The following is a 17,539-nucleotide window of genomic DNA, read 5'->3' as shown; positions in this document are numbered from 1 at the left end:
GCGCTGGTCTCGATACGGCTCGGCTACTCGACCAGCGAGGGGGCCGGCTCGGCTACTCGACCAGCGACGGGGGGCTGGTCTCGATACGCCTCGCCTAGCGGCTCGGCTACTCGACCAGCACAGAGGGAGGCTCGGCTACTCGACCAGCTCGGACGGCCGCTGATCGGCCGGCTCACGGGTGAGCGTGAGCTCTTCCTTGGTCATCGCCGGGTGCCACGGGTTGTGTCCGAACAGCGCCCACACGGCCGCGGTCGAGATCGCGATGCACGCCCAGCCGGCGACCGCGTCGAAGACGAAGTGGTTGGCGGTCGCCATCACCACGAACACCGTCCAGACCGGGTAGAGCACCGCGATCGTGCGGACCACCCGGTTGCGGGCGACAAAGAACACGCACAGCCCCACCCAGAGCGCCCAGGCGCAGTGCAGGCTCGGCATCGCGGCATACAGGTTGGAGTTGTCCGCGACCGTCGGCGTGGCCCATGACCCGAACGTCTTGAAGTAGACGACCGTGTCGACGAAGCCGGCGCCCGGCAGCAGCCGCGGCGGCGCCATCGGCACGATCCAGAAGCCGATCAGCCCGAGGATGGTGGTGAAGACCAGCACGGTGCGGGCGGTCTTGTAGACGCGGCGGTGCTTCCAGAACAGCCAGATCAGGGTGCCGCCGGTCACCGGCAGGTGCAGGAACGAGTAGTCGTAGTTGGCGATCTGGGCCAGCCACTCGTGCCGCACCAGGAACTGGTTGAGCGTCAGCTCGATGTCGAGGTGCAGGTCCTGGGTGAACTCCAGCAGCCGCCAGCCGCGGTTGATCGCCTCCTGCTTGTGCGTCGGCACCAGGTTGCGCAACTGCTCGTAGACCAGGTCGAGCACGACCAGGACGGTGAGCTCGAACCACCAGCGGGGGGCTCGGTAGGCACGCCAGCGCAGGGGAAGGAGCGCCGGGCCAGATTCGGTCCGACGCGTCGCGGCTGTCAGGTCGCCAACCCCCTCCGAGCGGATCGACACCCTGACAGCTTCTCATTAGTTCACCCAAAGGTTGAAATCAACCTGCATACTGGTGTGTTTTTTCGGGTACGCGCGCGAGATGTATGACGCAGGTCACGCCGAAGCACGGGCGCCCGCGCGTCCGGCATACGGCCACCGCAGTCGGTATGTGGACCCCTCGTTAGAATCGAGGCTCCGCCACCGACCCGTCCGGAAAGGCCTGAACGCACGTGCCTCTCGTGGTCCAGAAATACGGCGGCTCGTCGCTGGCCGACGCCGACAGCATCAAGCGGGTCGCGCGCCGCATCGTCGACACCCGCAAGGCCGGCAACCAGGTGTGCGTGGTGGTCTCCGCGATGGGCGACACGACCGACGAGCTGCTCGACCTCGCCGACGCCGTCTCGCCGGCGCCGCCCGAGCGTGAGCTCGACATGCTGCTGACCGCGGGCGAGCGCATGTCGATGGCGCTGGTGTCCATGGCGATCGCCAACCTGGGCGACTCCGCCCGGTCGTTCACCGGCTCGCAGGCCGGCGTCATCACCGACGACGTGCACGGCAAGGCGCGCATCATCGATGTCACCCCGGGCCGCATCACCGAGGCGCTCGGCGCCGGGCACATCGTGATCGTCGCCGGCTTCCAGGGCGTCAGTCAGAACACCAAGGAGATCACCACGCTCGGCCGTGGCGGCTCCGACACCACCGCCGTCGCGCTCGCCGCCGCGCTCAACGCCGACGTGTGCGAGATCTACACCGACGTCGACGGCATCTTCACCGCCGACCCGCGCATCGTGCCGACCGCGCGCAAGGTCGACCGCATCGCCAACGAGGAGATGCAGGAGATGGCGGCGTCCGGCGCGAAGGTGCTGATGCTGCGCTGCGTCGAATACGCCCGCCGCTTCAACCTGCCGATCCACGTGCGCTCGTCGTTCAGTCACCGCGAGGGCACCTGGGTCTACCAACCACAAGGAGAGGACGACGACGTGGAGGCACCGATCATCGCCGGCGTCGCGCACGACCGCAGCGAGGCCAAGATCACCGTCGTCGGGGTCGACGACTCGCCGGGCCAGGCCGCCTCGATCTTCAAGGCGATCGCCGAGGGCGGCATCAACATCGACATGATCGTGCAGAACGTCTCGGCCGTCTCCACGGGCAAGACCGATGTCTCGTTTACGCTGCCCAAGACCGACGGGCAGCGCGGCGTGCAGGTGCTGCAGGCGATCAAGGACCAGCTCGGCTTCGAGTCACTGCAGTATGACGACCAGATCGGCAAACTCTCTCTGGTCGGCTCGGGCATGCGCAGCAACCCGGGCGTTTCCGCCACTCTCTTCCAGGCACTCGCCGACAACGGCATCAACATCGAGATGATCTCGACCTCGGAGATCCGGGTCTCGGTCGTCACCAAGGACGACCAGCTGGACGACGCGGTCCGCGCGGTGCACACCGCGTTCGGGCTCGACTCCTCCGACGGCGAAGCAGTGGTCTACGGAGGCACCGGACGATGAGCTCCAGCGAGAACGTCAAGCACGAGAACGTCAAGCGCGACAACGTCAAGCCCGTGAACGTCGGCGTCGTCGGCGCCACCGGACAGGTCGGCGGCGTCGTGCTGCGCCTGCTCGCAGAGCGCAACTTCCCGCTGGGCGAGCTGCGCCTGTTTGCCTCGCCGCGTTCGGCCGGGCGCGAAATCGACTGGCAGGGCAAGCGATTGGTGGTCGAGGACGCCACGACCGCGGACCCGACCGGTCTCGACATCGCGATCTTCTCGGCCGGTGGCAGCACCTCCCGTGAGCAGGCGCCCCGCTTCGCCGCCGCGGGCGTGACGGTCATCGACAACTCGTCGGCCTGGCGGATGGACGACGAGGTGCCGCTGGTCGTCTCCGAGGTCAACCCGGAGCAGATCTCGCAGGCCACGAAGGGCATCATCGCCAACCCCAACTGCACCACGATGGCCGCGATGCCGGTGCTCAAGCCGCTCGCCGAGGCGGCCGGTCTGCGCCGGCTCGTGGTCGCCAGCTACCAGGCCGTTTCGGGCTCCGGCCTCGCCGGGGTCGAGGAGCTCGCCGGTGAGATCCGCCAGGGTGTCGAGAGCAACCTCGAGGCGCTGACCCACGACGGTTCGGCCGTCGAGCTCGGGCCGGCCAAGAAGTACGTCGCACCGATCGCCTACAACGTGCTGCCGATGGCCGGCTCGATCGTCGGTGACGGCAGCGAGGAGACCGACGAGGAGCAGAAGCTGCGCAACGAGTCGCGCAAGATCCTCGGGCTGCCCGATCTCGCGGTGGCCGGCACCTGCGTGCGCGTGCCGGTCTTCACCGGACACTCGCTGGCGATCCACGCCGAGTTCGACCAGGCGATCACTCCGGCGCAGGCCACGGAGCTGCTCGAGAACGCCCCCGGCGTCGTGGTCGTCGACGTCCCGACGCCGCTCGAGGCGGCCGGCACCGACCCGTCATACGTCGGGCGGATCCGGCAGGACCAGTCGGTGCCCGACGGCAAGGGGCTGGTGCTTTTCGTCGCCGGTGACAACCTGCGAAAGGGCGCCGCGCTCAACACGATTCAGATTGCGGAGGCCATCGCGGCAGCGCGGTCGTAACTTGATGATCGGGGACAAGCCGACCCTCGCACTCGTGGGCGCCACCGGCGTCGTCGGGCTCTCACTGCTCTCGTTGTTGCCGACCCGCGACGACATCTGGGGTGAGATCCGCCCGATCGCGTCCGGCCGCTCGGTCGGCCGGCGTATGACGATCCTCGGGCAGGACGTCGTCGTGCGCGAGCTCGACGACAACGCCTTCGAGGGGGTCGACGTCGTCGTCATGGCGGTGCCCGCGGAGGTCGCCGCCCGGTGGGTGCCGGTCGCGGTCGCCGCCGGTGCGGTCGTGATCGACAGCTCCGGCGAGTTCACCGGCCGCGAGGACGTGCCGCTGGTGGTGCCGGAGATCAACCCGGATGCCGCGCGCTACCACCCGCAGGGCATCGTCGCCAGCCCGAGCGGGCCGACGCTGATGATGGTCGGCGCGCTGTGGTCGCTGCACAGTGCGTGGCAGCTGACGTCGGTGGTCGCCACGACCATGCAGGCGGTCACCGACGCGGGTGTCGCCGGCGCATTGCGGCTGTATGACGAGACGATGGAGCTCGCCGGCAACCAGGGCGTCGGCCAGTCCCCCGGGGACGTGCGCCGGATGCTCTCCGATCTCGGCACCTCGCCCTTCCCGGCACCGGTCGCGTTCAACCTCATCCCGTGGGTCGGCGACCCCGCCGAGGCCGGCGCGACCGACTCCGAGACCCACGTCCGCGACGAGCTGCGGTCGCTGATGCGGGTGCCGCACCTGCCGGTCGCCGTCACCTGTGTGCAGGTGCCGGTCGTGCGCACCCACTCGGTGTCGGTGCACGCGACGTTTGCGACCGACGTCGACCGCGACGACGCAGTGCGGGTGCTCACCGAGTCGTCCAATTCGGTTGTGGTGCTTGATGATTCGGCGGAGTCGCTGGATGACGCGTGGCCGACGCCGGTCGACGTGGTCGGCGCCGATCCGGTCTTCGCGGGCCGCGTGCGCCGGCTCGACGGCTTCCCGAAGGCGATCGAGTTGTTCATCTGCGCCGACAACCTGCGCAAGGGCTCGGCGCTCAACCTGCTGCAGATCGCGGAGCTCACGGTCAGCTGAGCCCGTGACCGGTGCCCCCGCCGGTGACCTCCACCGGCCACGGGCCCTGCTCGCGCGATGGTCCGTCGGAGCGATGCAGTCTGCGCGGCGATGCGCAACCTGGTTGCGTCCGGCGCAACCAGGTTGCGGATCGCGGCGAGGACTATCCGACTCCGACGACGCCCGCTCCGACGACGCCCGCTCCGACGACGCCCGCGCGGACATCGGCGGCGCTGTGGGGGACTGGCGCCTACCGGGACACCGCCGCCCACCGAGGACACCGGCGCCGGCGAAGACATCGGCCGGCGGAGCCGGCCGATGGATGCACTAGCCTCACGTGGTGCATAACGTTCGCTTACTTGCCGCGCGGGTAGTCCTCGCGGTCGTCGCGGTGCTGTTGGCGCTCGCCGGGCCGGCGGGTGTCGCCCGGGCAGCCGCTCCGGAGCCGGCGCATGCCGCGCCGGCGGCGGCCGTGCCGAAGGTGCTGCGGGTCGGCACCGAGGGCGTCTACCCGCCGTTCAGCTATCACGCCGCCAACGGCAGCCTCACCGGCTACGACGTCGAGCTCATCCAGCAGATCGGCAAGCGGCTCGGCGTGCAGGTGCAGTTCGTCCAGACGCCGTTCGACTCGATCTTCGCGGCGCTGGAGTCGGGCCGCATCGACCTGGTGGCCAACGAGATCTCGCCGACGCCGGAGCGCCAGGCGAAATACGACCTGTCCGCGCCCTACATCTCGACGACGGGTGTGGTCGTCGTCGGCGCCGGCAACAAGGACATCAGGTCGCTCGCCGACATCAAGGGCAAGCGCGCCGGGCAGAGTCTGACCAGCAACTGGTCGCAGGTCGCCAAGAAGGCCGGCGCGACGATCGTGCCGATCCAGGACATGGACAAGGCGATGACCGCCCTGGCGCAGAACCGCGTGCAGGTGGTCGTCAACGACGAGCTGGCAGTGCGCAACTACCTCAACACCACCGGCAACAAGCAGGTCAAGATCGTCTCCACGACCGACGACAAGACCGACTCGGTGTTCGCCGCGCGCAAGGGCAGCGGCTATATGCCGCAGATCAACGCGCAGATCGCCGCCATGCGCAACGACGGCGCGCTGCAACAGCTCTACGACAAATACTTCGGCAGCAAGGCGCAGCAACAGGAGAAGCAGGCGGGCAGCCGCAGCAGCTGGCAGATCGTGCGCGACAACCTGTGGCCGATGCTGCTGGCGACCCTGCGGACGACGATCCCGCTGACCGCGATCAGCTTCGTGCTCGGACTGGCCATCGCCCTGCTGATCGCGCTGATGCGGCGCTCGACGATCGCGATCGTGTCCTGGCTCGCCCGCGCCTACATCTCGATCATCCGCGGCACGCCGCTGCTGGTGCAGTTGTTCATCGTGTTCTACGGATTGCCGCAGCTGGGTTTGAAATTCAGCCCGTTCGGGGCGGCGATCCTCGCGCTCAGTCTCAACGTCGGCGGGTATGCCGCAGAGGTCATCCGGTCGGCGATCGCGGCCGTGCCGCAGGGTCAATGGGAGGCCGCCGAGACCATCGGCATGGACTACCGCACGACCCTGCGACGGGTGGTGCTGCCGCAGGCGGCGCGCATCGCGGTGCCGCCGCTCGGCAACACCCTGGTGTCGCTGGTGAAGGACACCTCGCTCACCTCGGTGATCCTGGTCGCCGACCTCTTCCAGAAGGCGCAGAACGCGGCCGCACCGACCTTCGAATACATGGGTCTCTACACCGCCGCGGCCGCCTACTACTGGGTGATCTGCTTCGTGCTCAACGCGCTGCAGGGTCGCCTCGAGAAACGACTGAACAGGTACGTAGTCAGATGAATACCCCACAAAGTTCTCCGCTCCTTCGTCGCTCCGATACTTTGCGGGGGCCCCGATGACCATCCCACACAGTTCTCCGCTCACCCCACTGGTCGACGTCACTTCGGTGGCAAAGCGATTCGGCGCTCACGAGGTCATCAAGGACGTCTCGTTCGAGGTCGGCAAGGGCACCGTGACCGTCGTCATCGGGCCGTCCGGGTCGGGCAAGACCACCCTGCTGCGCGGGCTCAACGCGCTGGAACTGCCCGACAGCGGTGAGGTGCGCATCGGCGACATCGACGTCGACTTCGGGCGGATCCATCCCGGCCGCGGCGGCCGGCTCGCCAAGCCCGACCGCGAGCTGGTGCGGCGCTACCGCGCGCAGAGCGGCATGGTCTTCCAGAGCCACAACCTCTTCCCGCACCGCACCGCGTTGCAGAACGTCACCGAGGGCCCGATCCTGGTGCAGCACCGCCCGGCCGCCGAAGCCGACGACCAGGCGCGCAAGCTCCTGGAGAAGGTGGGGCTGACCGGACACGTCGACAAGTACCCCTACCAACTGTCCGGCGGTCAGCAGCAGCGCGTCGGCATTGCCCGGGCGCTGGCGCTCGAGCCGGAGCTGCTCCTGCTCGACGAGCCGACGTCGGCCCTCGACCCGGAGCTGGTCGGTGGGGTGCTTGCCGTCATACGGGATCTCGCGCAGGAGGGCCGCACGATGGTGATCGTCACCCACGAGATCCGCTTCGCGCGGCAGGTCGCCGATCAGGTGCTCTTCATCGACGAGGGGCTGGTCGTCGAACGCGGCACGCCCGAGCAGGTGCTCGAGCACCCCACCAAGGAACGCACCCGCACCTTCCTGCAGCGCCTGCTGGAGGCGTGACGCCCCGTCCGAATCCCGCTCAGCGGAAAGCAGATTCGCCGGTCAGCGCCTGGCCGATGATGAGCTGGTGCACCTCGGAGGTGCCCTCGTAGGTCATCACCGACTCCAGGTTGTTGGCGTGCCGCATCACCGGGTAGTCGAGGGTGATGCCGTTGGCGGCGAGGATCGTGCGGCACTCGCGGGCGATCTTGATCGCCTCGCGGCAGTTGTTCAGTTTTCCGACACTGACCTGCTCATTGGTGATCGCGCCGGCGTCCTTCAGCCGTCCCAGATGTATGGCGAGCAGCGTCCCCTTCATCAGCTCCACGGCCATGTCCGCGAGCTTGGTCTGGGTGATCTGGTAGCCCGACAGCGACTTGTCGAAGACCTTGCGGCTCTCGGCATACGCCAGCGCGGTCTCCAGGCACTCCCGCGCAGCGCCCATCGCCCCGAAGAGGATGCCGAAGCGCGCCTCGGACAGGCACGACAGCGGACCGCGCAGACCGGCCACCTCGGGCAGCACCGCGTCGCCCGGCAGCCGCAGGTCGGTGAATGCCAGCGAGCCGGTGATCGAGGCACGCAGCGACAGCTTGTGCTCGATCTCGGTCGCCTCGAAGCCGGGGGTGTCGGTCGGCACCACGAAGCCGCGGATCTTGCCTCGTCCTGAGCTTGTCGAAGGGTCGTCGGTCTGCGCCCACACGACCGCGACGTCGGCGACGGGGCCGTTGGTGATCCACATCTTGGAGCCGTTGAGCACCCAGTCGTCGCCGTCGCGACGGGCGCGGGTGCGCATGCCGGCCGGGTCGGAGCCGAAGTCGGGCTCGGTCAGCCCGAAGCAGCCGAGCGCCTCGCCGGCCGCCATCCGCGGCAGCCACTCCTGCTTCTGCTCCTCGCTGCCGAACTTGTGGATCGCGGTCATCGCGAGCGACCCCTGCACCGACATCAGCGAGCGGATGCCGGAGTCGGCCGCCTCCAGCTCCAGGCAGGCCAGGCCGTACTGCGTGGCCGTCGAGCCCGCGCAGCCGTAACCGTCCAGGTGCATCCCGAGCAGGCCGAGTTTGCCCAGCTCGGGCGCGAGTTCGCGGGCCGGCACCGTGCCGGCCTCGAACCACTCGGCCAGGTGCGGGCGCAATTTCTCGTCGCCGAATCGTCGTACGACGGCAGCGAGGTCGCGCTCGTCCTCCTCCAGCAGGCCGTCGGTGGCGAGGAGCTTGGTCAGGGCCGGGTTCGGTGCACTCACCCCTCCATCATGCCCGGCGACCTTTTAAGGTGACACGCACCATGTCTGCAGTCGACGTCGCCCAGGCCCGAGCCGCGTTCGCCGCGGCCGCCGACGCGTTCGACGGGCCCCTCTACCGGCACTGGTGTCGCACCATGGCGGCCGAGACCGGCCGCGACGACCGCACCTTCACCGCGTTCGGGAGCTACGGCCTCGACTTCGGCGACTGGCGGGCCGCGCAGCGGCTGTTGCGGGTCACCAGCCTGGAGCTGCGCCGCGCCGGCCGCGACCACCCGCTCGCCGACTACTTCCCGGTGCTCGGCGGCACGTTGCCCCCGGACGGCCGCTCCTATCAACTGTGGACCGAGCTGCTGCGCGACCGCCGCGGGCCGATCGGCAGACGGCTGCAGGAGCCGTCGGTGCCGCTGAACGACCCGATCGCGGGCCTGCGGATCATGCGGCTGCTGCACAGCCACCTCACCCAGACGTATGCCGAGCCGGTCGTCCTCGAGCTGCTCGCGGTGGGGGCCGCCGGTGGTCTCGAGCTCGTGGCCGACGGTTTCCAGCCGGGGCTGCTCGACGGGCAGCACATCGTGCGCCGCCGCGGTGTCGACCTCGACCCGCTCGACACCCGCGACCCGCAGGTGCGCGACGAGATGCTCGCACTGCTCGAGCCGGAGGACGTCGCCGCGCAGGACCGCGTGCAGCGCGCGGCACGGCTCGTCGCCGAGCAGGACATCGTCGTCTCCCGGCAGGACGCCTTCGACGCCGTCAGCAAGGAAGGCTTCGGATTCGGCCGGTTGCCAGTGGTTTTCGGCGTGTCTTTCCTGTGCGGCGTCGACGACCCGGAGCGGATGGACCAGCTCATGCGGGCGCGGCACGCCGAGGGCATCTGGATCAGCGACGAGACCGCCGGTGTGCTCGCGCGGTTCGTCGACGACCCGCAGTTGCGCGACGTGCCGCCGTCGACGCGGGTGACCCGGCTCGCGCACTACCGCGGCGGCGAGGCTCTCGCCATACGAACGAACGTGGGGGATGCGTAGCGGCATCGTGTGACCGTTGCCACAATGAGGCCACCACATCCCCCTGGAGGTAGCTCGTGGAATACCCGCTCATCGTTCGTGACTTCCTGGATCGGGCCGAGACGGCCTACCCGGACCGCGTGGCCGTGGTGGACGAACCCAACCAGCCCGCACCGGGATTCGGCGGGGGCGAGCTGACCTACCGGGAGCTGGCCAAGCGCGCCCGGGCGCAGGCCGCGGGGCTGGACGCGATGGGGGTGCCGGTCGGTGGCCGGGTCGCGGTCGTCTCGCAGAACAGCGCGCGCCTGCTCACCTCGTTCTACGGCGTGAGCGGCTGGGGCCGGGTGCTGGTGCCGGTCAACTTCCGGCTTTCGGTGCCCGAGGTGCAATACATCGTCGAGCACTCCGGCGCCGAGGTGCTGATGATCGACCCCGAGCTCACGCACCTGATCGACGACGTGCCGTGCGAGCGGAAGTTCGTGCTGGGGGAGTCCGACGACGAGCTGTGGGGCTCGACCGACGAACCGCGGCCGTGGGCGGGCGACGAGCACGCGACCGCGACGATCAACTACACGTCGGGCACGACGGCACGGCCGAAGGGCGTGCAGCTGACCCACCGCAACAACTGGCTCAACGCGAGCGTCTTCGGTTGGCAGACAGGCGTTTCCGACCGCGACGTCTATCTGCACACGCTGCCGATGTTCCACGCCAACGGCTGGGGCATGCCGTTCACGGTGACCGGCATGGGCGGCAAGCACGTCGTCCTGCGCAAGGTCGACGGCCCGGAGATCCTGCGCCGCGTCGACGAGCACGGCGTCACGCTGATGTGCGCCGCGCCGGCGGTCGTGGCGGCCGCGCTCGACGCCGCGCAGACCTGGGACGGCCCGATCCCCGGCCGCGACCGCACCCGCATCGTCGTCGCCGGCGCCCCGCCACCCACCCGCACGATCGAGCGGGTGCGCGAGGAACTCGGCTGGGAGTTCATCCAGATCTACGGCCTGACCGAGACCTCGCCGCTGCTCACGATGAGCCGGATGCGTGCCGAGTGGGACGACCTGTCCCCGACCGAGCAGGCGCGCAACCTGGGCCGGGCCGGCTATCCCGCGGTCGGAGTGCGCATCAGCGTCGACGAGAGCGGTGAGGTGCTCGCGCAGTCCAACCACAACCTCGCGTCCTACTGGGACAACCCGGAGGCCACCGCCGTCGCGCAGGCCGGCGACTGGTTCCACACCGGCGACGGCGGCGCCTTCGAGGACGGCGTGCTCACCATTTCCGACCGCAAGAAGGACGTCATCATCTCCGGCGGCGAGAACGTCTCGTCGATCGAGGTCGAGGACGTGCTGATGTCGCACCCGCAGGTGCGCGAGGTCGCGGTCATCGGCATCCCCGACGAGAAGTGGGGCGAGCTGATCACCGCGCTGGTCGTGGTCGACGGTGACGTCGACGCCGACGAACTGATCGCGCACAGCCGCAAGTCGCTCGCCGGCTACAAGGTGCCCAAGCGCATCGAGTTCCGCGACGAGCTGGCACGCACGGCGACCGGCAAGCTGCAGAAGTTCAAGCTCCGGCAGCCCTTCTGGGAGGGCACCGACCGGCAGGTCAACTAGTGAGGGACTTCGGCAACATCGGGCGCGCGGTCCAGGGCGCGATCTACTCCGCCGGCGCCTACGGACGCCGGCCGAAGGTGCCGGTCGAGCCCTCCGCCCTGTATGCCGCCGCGCATCGCCGGATGAGCCCGCAGGCGTGGTCCTACGTCGCGGGCAGCGCGGGCATGCAACGCACCGACGAGGCCAATCAGCAGGCATTCCAGCGCTATCCGATCGTGCCGCGGATGCTGCGCGACGTCTCCGAGCGGTCGCTCGCGGTCCAGCTCTTCGGTTACACGCTGCCCGCGCCGCTGCTCTTCGCGCCGATCGGCGTGCTTGAGATGGCGCACCCCGACGCGGAGCTGGCCGTCGCCCGCGCGGCGTCGGCGCTTGGCCTGCCGATGGTGCTGTCGACGCAGGGCTCGGTCCCGATGGAGCGCACCGTGGCCGAGCTGGGCGCCAATCCCATGTGGTACCAGCTGTATTGGAGCAACAACAACGAGCTCGCGGAGTCGCTGGTGCGCCGCGCGGAGACCGCCGGTGCGCAGGCGCTCGTCGTCACCCTCGACACCCACCTGCTCGGCTGGCGCACCCGGGACCTCGACCTCGGCTACCTGCCGTTCGCGCGCGCCGAGGGCATTGCCCAATATCTCACCGACCCCGTCTTCACCGACCTGGTGCGCCGGCGGGCGGCGAGTGGTGTGGCCGGGGAGGCCGCGGTCAACCAGCGGCCGACGCTGGCCGCAGTCCGCACCCTCATGTCGATCACCCGGCACTATCCGGGACGCTTCCTCGACAACCTGCGCTCGCCGCTGCCGCGTGCGGCGGTCGAGACCTTCCTCGACGTCTTCCCCTGCCCGGCGCTCACCTGGGACGACCTGGACTTCCTGCGTGGCATCACCTCGTTGCCGATCGTGCTCAAGGGCATCCAGTCGGTCGACGACGCCCGCGAGGCGATCGACCGCGGGGTCGACGGCATCCAGGTGTCCAACCACGGCGGCCGTCAGGTCGACGGGGCCATCGCGTCCCTCGACGCGCTCGCCGAGATCAGCGCCGCGGTCGGCGGGCGGGTGCCGTTGCTCTTCGACAGCGGCATCCGCAGCGGCGCCGACATCGTCAAGGCGCTCGCGCTCGGCGCGTCCGCGGTGATGATCGGGCGACCCTGGCTCTACGGTCTCGCCCTCGACGGTGCGGCCGGCGCCGAGGCCGTGATGGAGCGACTCATCGCCGAACTCGACCTCACGATGGCCCTCTCCGGGGTCGCGTCGGTGGGCGAGCTCAGCCGCGACAACCTGCGCCTGTCGGTCGGCTGACCAAAGGCGTGTGGGCAAACGCATAATTGCCGGAGGGCCGATCTTTACCCGTGGGTAGGTACGGTGGGCCCGCCCTGACCTCGATCATGATCCGGAAGTGACGACCGATGACCGAGCAGCCGCGCCGCCGCCGACGAGCACCCCTGATCGCCGCTGTCGCCATACTCGCCGTCCTCGCGCTTGTGGTCGGCGCGGAGTTCCTGGTGCGTCACCAACTGCGCAGCAGCGTCTCGAACGCTATGGAGAACGGGCTGCGCACCTCCTCGGTCGACGTGGGCATCGGCTCGACCCCGGCGCTGCTCGACCTCGGCCGCGGCAGCATCGACAAGGTCACCCTGAACGCGCAGAACGCCACCATCTGTCAGGTCCGGGACGTCTCGATCAACGCCGACGTGCGGGATGTGTCGACGTCCCCGTCCGGCGGGCGGATCGGCGAATCCAACCTGGCCCTGACGCTGAGCGGTCAGGCGATGGCCGACCTGGTGGCGGGCTCGGGCCAGGCTCAAGGGGTCACCGCGACGCCCGAACCTGCTTCGGGCACAGTCCAACTCAGCGGTTTCGGTGGCCTCGCGCAGATCTGGGTGCGACCGTCGGTCAAAGGCGGTCAGCTCGACTTCACGATCACCAAGGCGTCGTTGGCGGGGCGTGACGTGCCCGCGGACCAGGCGCAGATGATGCTCGGCGGCTCCTCCAGAGGCAGCGGTATGACGCAGCTTCCGCTCGGGCTGAAGGCGACGTCTGTGGAGGTCACCGGCGCCGGGCTGGTCGCCAGCTTCCGGGGGGCGCCGACCACCCTGCCGAAGAACAAGCAACCCCTCGACTGCAAGAGCACCGGAGCGTGATGACATGGAGATGACCCCGATCGAGCAGTGGACGCCGAGGGCCGGTGAGGTGCTGCAGATCGTGCCGACCGACGCCACGATGGCCGCCGTGGCGGCCGCGCCGGCGTCGTCCGCGCGGCCGTCGCTGCTGCAGGAGTCGCACATCCGCACCGCGGCCGACCGGCGGGCCAAGGGTGTGCCGTGGTCGCCGTGGATCGCCTTCGCCTTCCACGTCCCGCAGCGGCTGGACCGGGAGGCGCTGCGCCGTGCTGTGCAGCGCTTCGTCACCCGCCACGGGGCATTGCTCAGCTGGTTCGAGCCCGATGCCGAAACCATCGACGAGAGCACGACTTTCACCCGACGGGCGTTGCCCGTGGAGCAGGTCGAGCTTGAGGTGCGCAGCGCCGGCCTGGCGGCGGACGTCGACACCGCTCGCGATGCAGTCACCGAGCGCTTCGCCGGCAGCACCAGTCCGCTGGAGTGGCCCTCGTTCGCGGCCGGCGCGATCGACCACGGCGACGACGGCTTCACCGTCTACTACGGCGTCGATCACTCGTTCAGCGACGGCGTCTCACTTGCCCTCGGCGTCGATGATCTCTTCCGGCTCTATCAGATCGAGGCGCACGGGTCGCAGGAGGAAGTGCCGCCGGTCGGCAGCTATGTCGACTTCAGCGAGCAGGAGCGGGCCCGCTCGGAGCAGCTCACCTGGCGCGATCCGGCGCTGCGGGTCTGGGCTCTCGCGCTGCTGTCGGTGCGCAACAAGCTGCCCAGCACCCCGCTGGACATCGGCGTGCAGCCCGGGCAGACGGCGCCCTCGACCCGGATGAACCGGACCCTCGCGGACGCCGAGACGATGAAAGCATTCGAGGCCCGCTGCAAGGCACACGAAGGTGGCGTTGGCGCCGGTCTCTTCACAGTGCTGGCGTTGATCGACGCCGCGCTCACCGGACGGCGAAGTTACCTCGCGCTCAATGCCGTTGCCACCCGGTCGGAACCCCAATACCTGATGGCACAAGGCTGGTTCATCAACCTTGTCCCGGTCGCGTTCCGGGTCGCGCAGGGAGCTTCCTTCGACGACCTGGTCGGTAAGGCGCAGAAGGCGCTGCGTCGATCCCGCGCCGCCACGGATACGCCGGCCCGCTCGATCGTCGACTACGCGGCGAAATTCGGCGGGGTGAAGGTCGGTGCCACGGCGGTGCCGCCGATCGTCTCCTACATCGACCTGCGTCGGATCCCGGGGGCCGAGTTGCCCGGAGTCGACGACGTGCACGCGCTCGGCGGACCCGGCACCACCGGTGACGTGTCGATGTGGATCAACCGAGGCAGCGATCGCACCTACGCGCTGATGAGCTACCCGGACACCCCGGAGGCCGCGGTGAGCATCGACCGCTACTTCCGGGCGATCACCGAGCTCATCCGCGCCGCCGCGGCGGGCGAGGACGTGACGGTCGAAACCGCCCTGGCCGCAATGCAATTGCCGATGGCGGCCGACGCCTGAGGCGTCACTCCGTCAGCGCGCGCAGGGTGCGCTCGACCTCGTCGAGCCAGCCGCCGACGATGCTGCGCGCCTGCGCCGTGTCGGGCAGCCGGGCGCGCAGCGCGAGACCGGAGTCGTCGCGCACCCACCACAGCTGCACGTCGGTCGTCGGTGCGTCCGGGCTCGCCTGGGTGACCGCGTGGCGCTCGTGCAGCTCGTGGCCGGGCACCCGCCGGTAGTCGACGTAGGAGATCATCCCGACGTCCCCCTCGTGCGCGAATCCTCTTGCGTATGACGCGAGTACGTCACTCAACGGCAGCGTCGCGAGGCGTTGCGCGCGCTCCACCTGCTGCTGGGCCCGCACGAGGAGCCGGTCGAGCGGCTCACCGGCGGCCAGCTCGACGGGGCCGTTGCTGACGAACCAGCCGACCGCCTCGCGCCACTCGTCGCGGCTGCGGGTGCCGACCGGCAGGAGCGTGCCGAACTCGTCGGCCAGACCCTGCGCGTGCGCCGCGGACGCGCAGACCGCGAGCAGGCAGGCGGGCAGGCGTGCGCCGCGGTCGCGGGCGAAGCGGTCGAGGGTCGCGGTGCGGTCGGCGGTGAGCACCGTCCGCAGGTCGATCGCCGCCGGGCCGCTGCCCGCGCGGGCGGCATCGGGCAGCGGGAAGCGAGGCAGCCCGCCCTGATTGCGGTCGAAGAAGGCGTGCCAGTCCGCGAAGCCCTCGCCGGCGGTTTCCGCCGCGAGGTCCGGGCCTGCGGCGGCCGCCGCCGCTGCGTCGGGTCCGCCGGTCGCAGCCTCGGCGCGGCAGGCGTCGAGGAAGGAGCCGACCGGCGGCAGGACGGCGCGGTCGTGATCGCGAGCTGCGGCATACAGCTGGACGACGTCGCGGCCGAGCACCGCCATCGAGACGGCGTCGGTGAGTCCGTGGTCGAGGGCGATGACGACGGTCGATCGCTCGCCGGTGTCGATAGCGGCGAAGCAGATCTTCGGCCCGTCCACGGTGTGGGTGGCGTCGTCGACGAGGGTCCGCAGCTGGCGGCGGCGGTCGGCGAGTGGGCCTTCGCAGTCGGATTCGACGATCTCCCAGTCGAATTCGTCGCCGAAGGAGAGAGTGACGGGTGCGCCGTCCCGGAAGGACGTCGTGGTGCGCAGCACCTCGTGCCGGGCCATCAGCGCCGCGCAGGCAGCGGCGAACGACGGCCGGTCGAGTGGCTCCGGGAGGGTGAGCGTCAGGCAGAGCCAGCCGCCGGTGGCCCCCGCGGCGAGGGCATGGTTGACCTGGTTGAAGGACGGCGGTGCGTCCGCCACGACGTCGATGACGCGGGCGCCGCCCGGTGGCCCGGGCGGTGTGGGGATGCACCGCACCAGCCGGCCGGCGGGCAGCTCGAGCCGGTCCGCGGTCGTCAGCAGCATCAGACGAGCGCTGGCTCCGGCTGAGTCGCCAACTCCTGCAGGACGGTGGTGAATGCCTGCAGGTAGCGCTCCACCCCGGCCGTCGCGGTGGCGTTGTTGGGGTGCCGCACGGAGACGTTGATGCCGCCGCGTGCGCGCACCACCCAGAAGTAGAACTCGTCGTCGGAGTAGCGGATGCTGCGCAGCGCGCGGGCGCGGACCGCATCGAACTGCGCCGCGCCGGGCAGGTGCCGCAGGTCGACGTAGGAGACCACGAAGCGGGGAGAGGAGTCGATGCCGAGCAGGTCGGCGATCGTGGCGAACGGGATCTGGGCATCACTGCGGATGTGCGCGGACGCCTCGGCCGCGCGTCGCAGTTTCTCCGGCAGCCCGGAAGCACCGGCGAGTTGCAGGGTGAACGGGCTGATGCCGACGAACCAACCCATGGATGCGGTGTATTCGGGGGTCCGGGTATGCATCGGCATGACGAACTTGAACGGGTCGGCAGTGCCGGTCGCGGTCGACATCGCCTCCGCGAGCGCAACCAGAACCGCCGGCTGCATCCCGAACCCGAGCGACCGGGCGTGCTGGTGGATCTGGTCGCTGACCTCGGGACCGACCAACCAGCGGGAGATGCTGCGCTGCGGCAAGGTCAGGTCGGCGGGTTCCTCATTGGGAAACGGTGCGGCCGGGAAACGCGGCTCATCGGGCTCCAGGAAGTCCAGCCAGCGACGGGTGGTTTCGTGTCCGTGGTCGGCGACTGCGGCGTGGGCGCGTTCGGCAACGCTGAAATCGACGTAGCTGGCGGCGGGTTCGGTGACGAGCGGCTCCCCGGCTAGCGCGGCTGTGTAGAGCTGGTCGAGTTCCGACACTGCGATCACCTGCGAGTAGGCGTCCATCACCGAGTGATCCGCCGCGAAGGCCAGCAGGAAACGCGGACCGTCCTCCTGGTTGGTGGGCACCACCGTCGCGGCGACCAGGTGCGGCCAGCTGTCGGGTCGGACGGTGCGGTCGAAGTAGCGGGAGACCACGTCGTAGACGCGCTCGACGGTGTCGTAGCTGCCGGCGTCCCGAGCGGCCAGGTGGAGATTCTCGGGCCGGTAGGTCGCGCGGTGCAGGCCGGAGTCGTCCCGCGTCACGAGGGTGCGGAACGACTCGTGCTTGGCGTGCCAGGCAAGCAGCGTGCGGCGTACGGCCTCCGCGTCGAACTCGTGCTGGATCTCGAAGACGGTGCCGATCCACGACGGTTCGTCCGGGTCGGGTGCGCGGGTGACGTGCTTTTCGTGCTGGGGTGAGAGTGGGCGTCCGTCGACGGCGTCGGCGCACGGTGTCGATGACCTGGCCCGCCAGAAAGTGACCGCGCCGGCGTAGACCTCGTAGTCGGCGAGCTCGGTGTATTCCACGGCGCAGCTCCTTCCTC

Annotated in this window: 14 protein-coding genes; 10 read left to right on the top strand and 4 right to left on the bottom strand. The window is 69.8% G+C overall.

Annotation, left to right across the window (positions count from 1 at the left end; all coding sequences use genetic code 11):
• Positions 1 to 135: 135 nt before the first annotated feature.
• Positions 136 to 1,002, bottom strand: coding sequence for a phosphatase PAP2 family protein (locus HJ588_RS02280; protein ID WP_171151562.1), 867 nt, complete (start codon positions 1,000 to 1,002; stop codon positions 136 to 138).
• Positions 1,003 to 1,211: 209 nt separating this feature from the next.
• On the opposite strand from HJ588_RS02280, the gene HJ588_RS02275 reads away from it, so the two are divergent.
• The 5 genes from HJ588_RS02275 (at position 1,212) to HJ588_RS02255 (ending at position 7,309) form a co-directional block, all read left to right on the top strand.
• Positions 1,212 to 2,483, top strand: a complete 1,272-nt coding sequence (locus HJ588_RS02275) for an aspartate kinase (protein WP_171151560.1) — start codon at positions 1,212 to 1,214, stop codon at positions 2,481 to 2,483.
• The gene (locus HJ588_RS02270; protein WP_171151557.1) at positions 2,480 to 3,571 is read left to right on the top strand and encodes an aspartate-semialdehyde dehydrogenase; all 1,092 of its coding nucleotides are present in this window, start codon (positions 2,480 to 2,482) and stop codon (positions 3,569 to 3,571) included. Before HJ588_RS02275 ends, HJ588_RS02270 begins: the two co-directional genes overlap by 4 nt.
• Before the next feature lie 4 nt (positions 3,572 to 3,575).
• Complete coding sequence (locus HJ588_RS02265) at positions 3,576 to 4,640, top strand: aspartate-semialdehyde dehydrogenase (RefSeq protein ID WP_171151555.1); 1,065 nt, start codon at positions 3,576 to 3,578, stop codon at positions 4,638 to 4,640.
• 319 nt (positions 4,641 to 4,959) lie between these two features.
• On the top strand, positions 4,960 to 6,450 hold the full coding sequence (locus HJ588_RS19885) for an ABC transporter substrate-binding protein/permease (protein WP_343036560.1): 1,491 nt from the start codon (positions 4,960 to 4,962) through the stop codon (positions 6,448 to 6,450).
• Between the two features lie 55 nt (positions 6,451 to 6,505).
• The gene (locus HJ588_RS02255; RefSeq protein WP_281358791.1) at positions 6,506 to 7,309 is read left to right on the top strand and encodes an amino acid ABC transporter ATP-binding protein; all 804 of its coding nucleotides are present in this window, start codon (positions 6,506 to 6,508) and stop codon (positions 7,307 to 7,309) included.
• Positions 7,310 to 7,328: 19 nt separating this feature from the next.
• Here HJ588_RS02255 and HJ588_RS02250 read toward each other — a convergent pair whose 3' ends face one another.
• Entirely contained in the window at positions 7,329 to 8,528 is a 1,200-nt protein-coding gene (locus HJ588_RS02250; RefSeq protein ID WP_171151552.1) for an acyl-CoA dehydrogenase family protein, read from the bottom strand.
• A 41-nt stretch (positions 8,529 to 8,569) separates the two neighbouring features.
• Between HJ588_RS02250 and HJ588_RS02245 the strand changes: the two genes are divergently transcribed.
• From HJ588_RS02245 to HJ588_RS02225, 5 genes are all read left to right on the top strand, one after another.
• Positions 8,570 to 9,550 (top strand): DUF2332 family protein, encoded by a 981-nt coding sequence (locus HJ588_RS02245; protein WP_171151550.1) that lies wholly within the window; start codon positions 8,570 to 8,572, stop codon positions 9,548 to 9,550.
• Between the two features lie 56 nt (positions 9,551 to 9,606).
• A complete protein-coding gene (locus tag HJ588_RS02240) occupies positions 9,607 to 11,136 on the top strand; it encodes an AMP-binding protein (RefSeq protein WP_171151548.1) in 1,530 nt (509 codons plus the stop codon).
• The gene (locus HJ588_RS02235) at positions 11,136 to 12,428 is read left to right on the top strand and encodes an alpha-hydroxy-acid oxidizing protein (RefSeq protein WP_171151546.1); all 1,293 of its coding nucleotides are present in this window, start codon (positions 11,136 to 11,138) and stop codon (positions 12,426 to 12,428) included. Before HJ588_RS02240 ends, HJ588_RS02235 begins: the two co-directional genes overlap by 1 nt.
• A gap of 107 nt (positions 12,429 to 12,535) precedes the next feature.
• A complete protein-coding gene (locus HJ588_RS02230; protein ID WP_171151544.1) occupies positions 12,536 to 13,270 on the top strand; it encodes an LmeA family phospholipid-binding protein in 735 nt (244 codons plus the stop codon).
• Between the two features lie 4 nt (positions 13,271 to 13,274).
• The gene (locus HJ588_RS02225; protein ID WP_171151542.1) at positions 13,275 to 14,747 is read left to right on the top strand and encodes a condensation domain-containing protein; all 1,473 of its coding nucleotides are present in this window, start codon (positions 13,275 to 13,277) and stop codon (positions 14,745 to 14,747) included.
• Positions 14,748 to 14,751: 4 nt separating this feature from the next.
• Here HJ588_RS02225 and HJ588_RS02220 read toward each other — a convergent pair whose 3' ends face one another.
• Positions 14,752 to 16,140: a condensation domain-containing protein gene (locus HJ588_RS02220; protein WP_171151540.1), complete on the bottom strand. Its 1,389-nt coding sequence runs from the start codon at positions 16,138 to 16,140 to the stop codon at positions 14,752 to 14,754.
• On the bottom strand, positions 16,140 to 17,522 hold the full coding sequence (locus HJ588_RS02215; protein WP_171151539.1) for a condensation domain-containing protein: 1,383 nt from the start codon (positions 17,520 to 17,522) through the stop codon (positions 16,140 to 16,142). Before HJ588_RS02215 ends, HJ588_RS02220 begins: the two co-directional genes overlap by 1 nt.
• Positions 17,523 to 17,539 lie beyond the last annotated feature (17 nt).

This window comes from Flexivirga aerilata, assembly GCF_013002715.1.
Lineage (GTDB): Bacteria > Actinomycetota > Actinomycetes > Actinomycetales > Dermatophilaceae > Flexivirga > Flexivirga aerilata.
The sequence above is the reverse complement of the archived record's forward strand: the minus strand, read 5'-3'. Positions and strand labels throughout refer to the sequence as shown.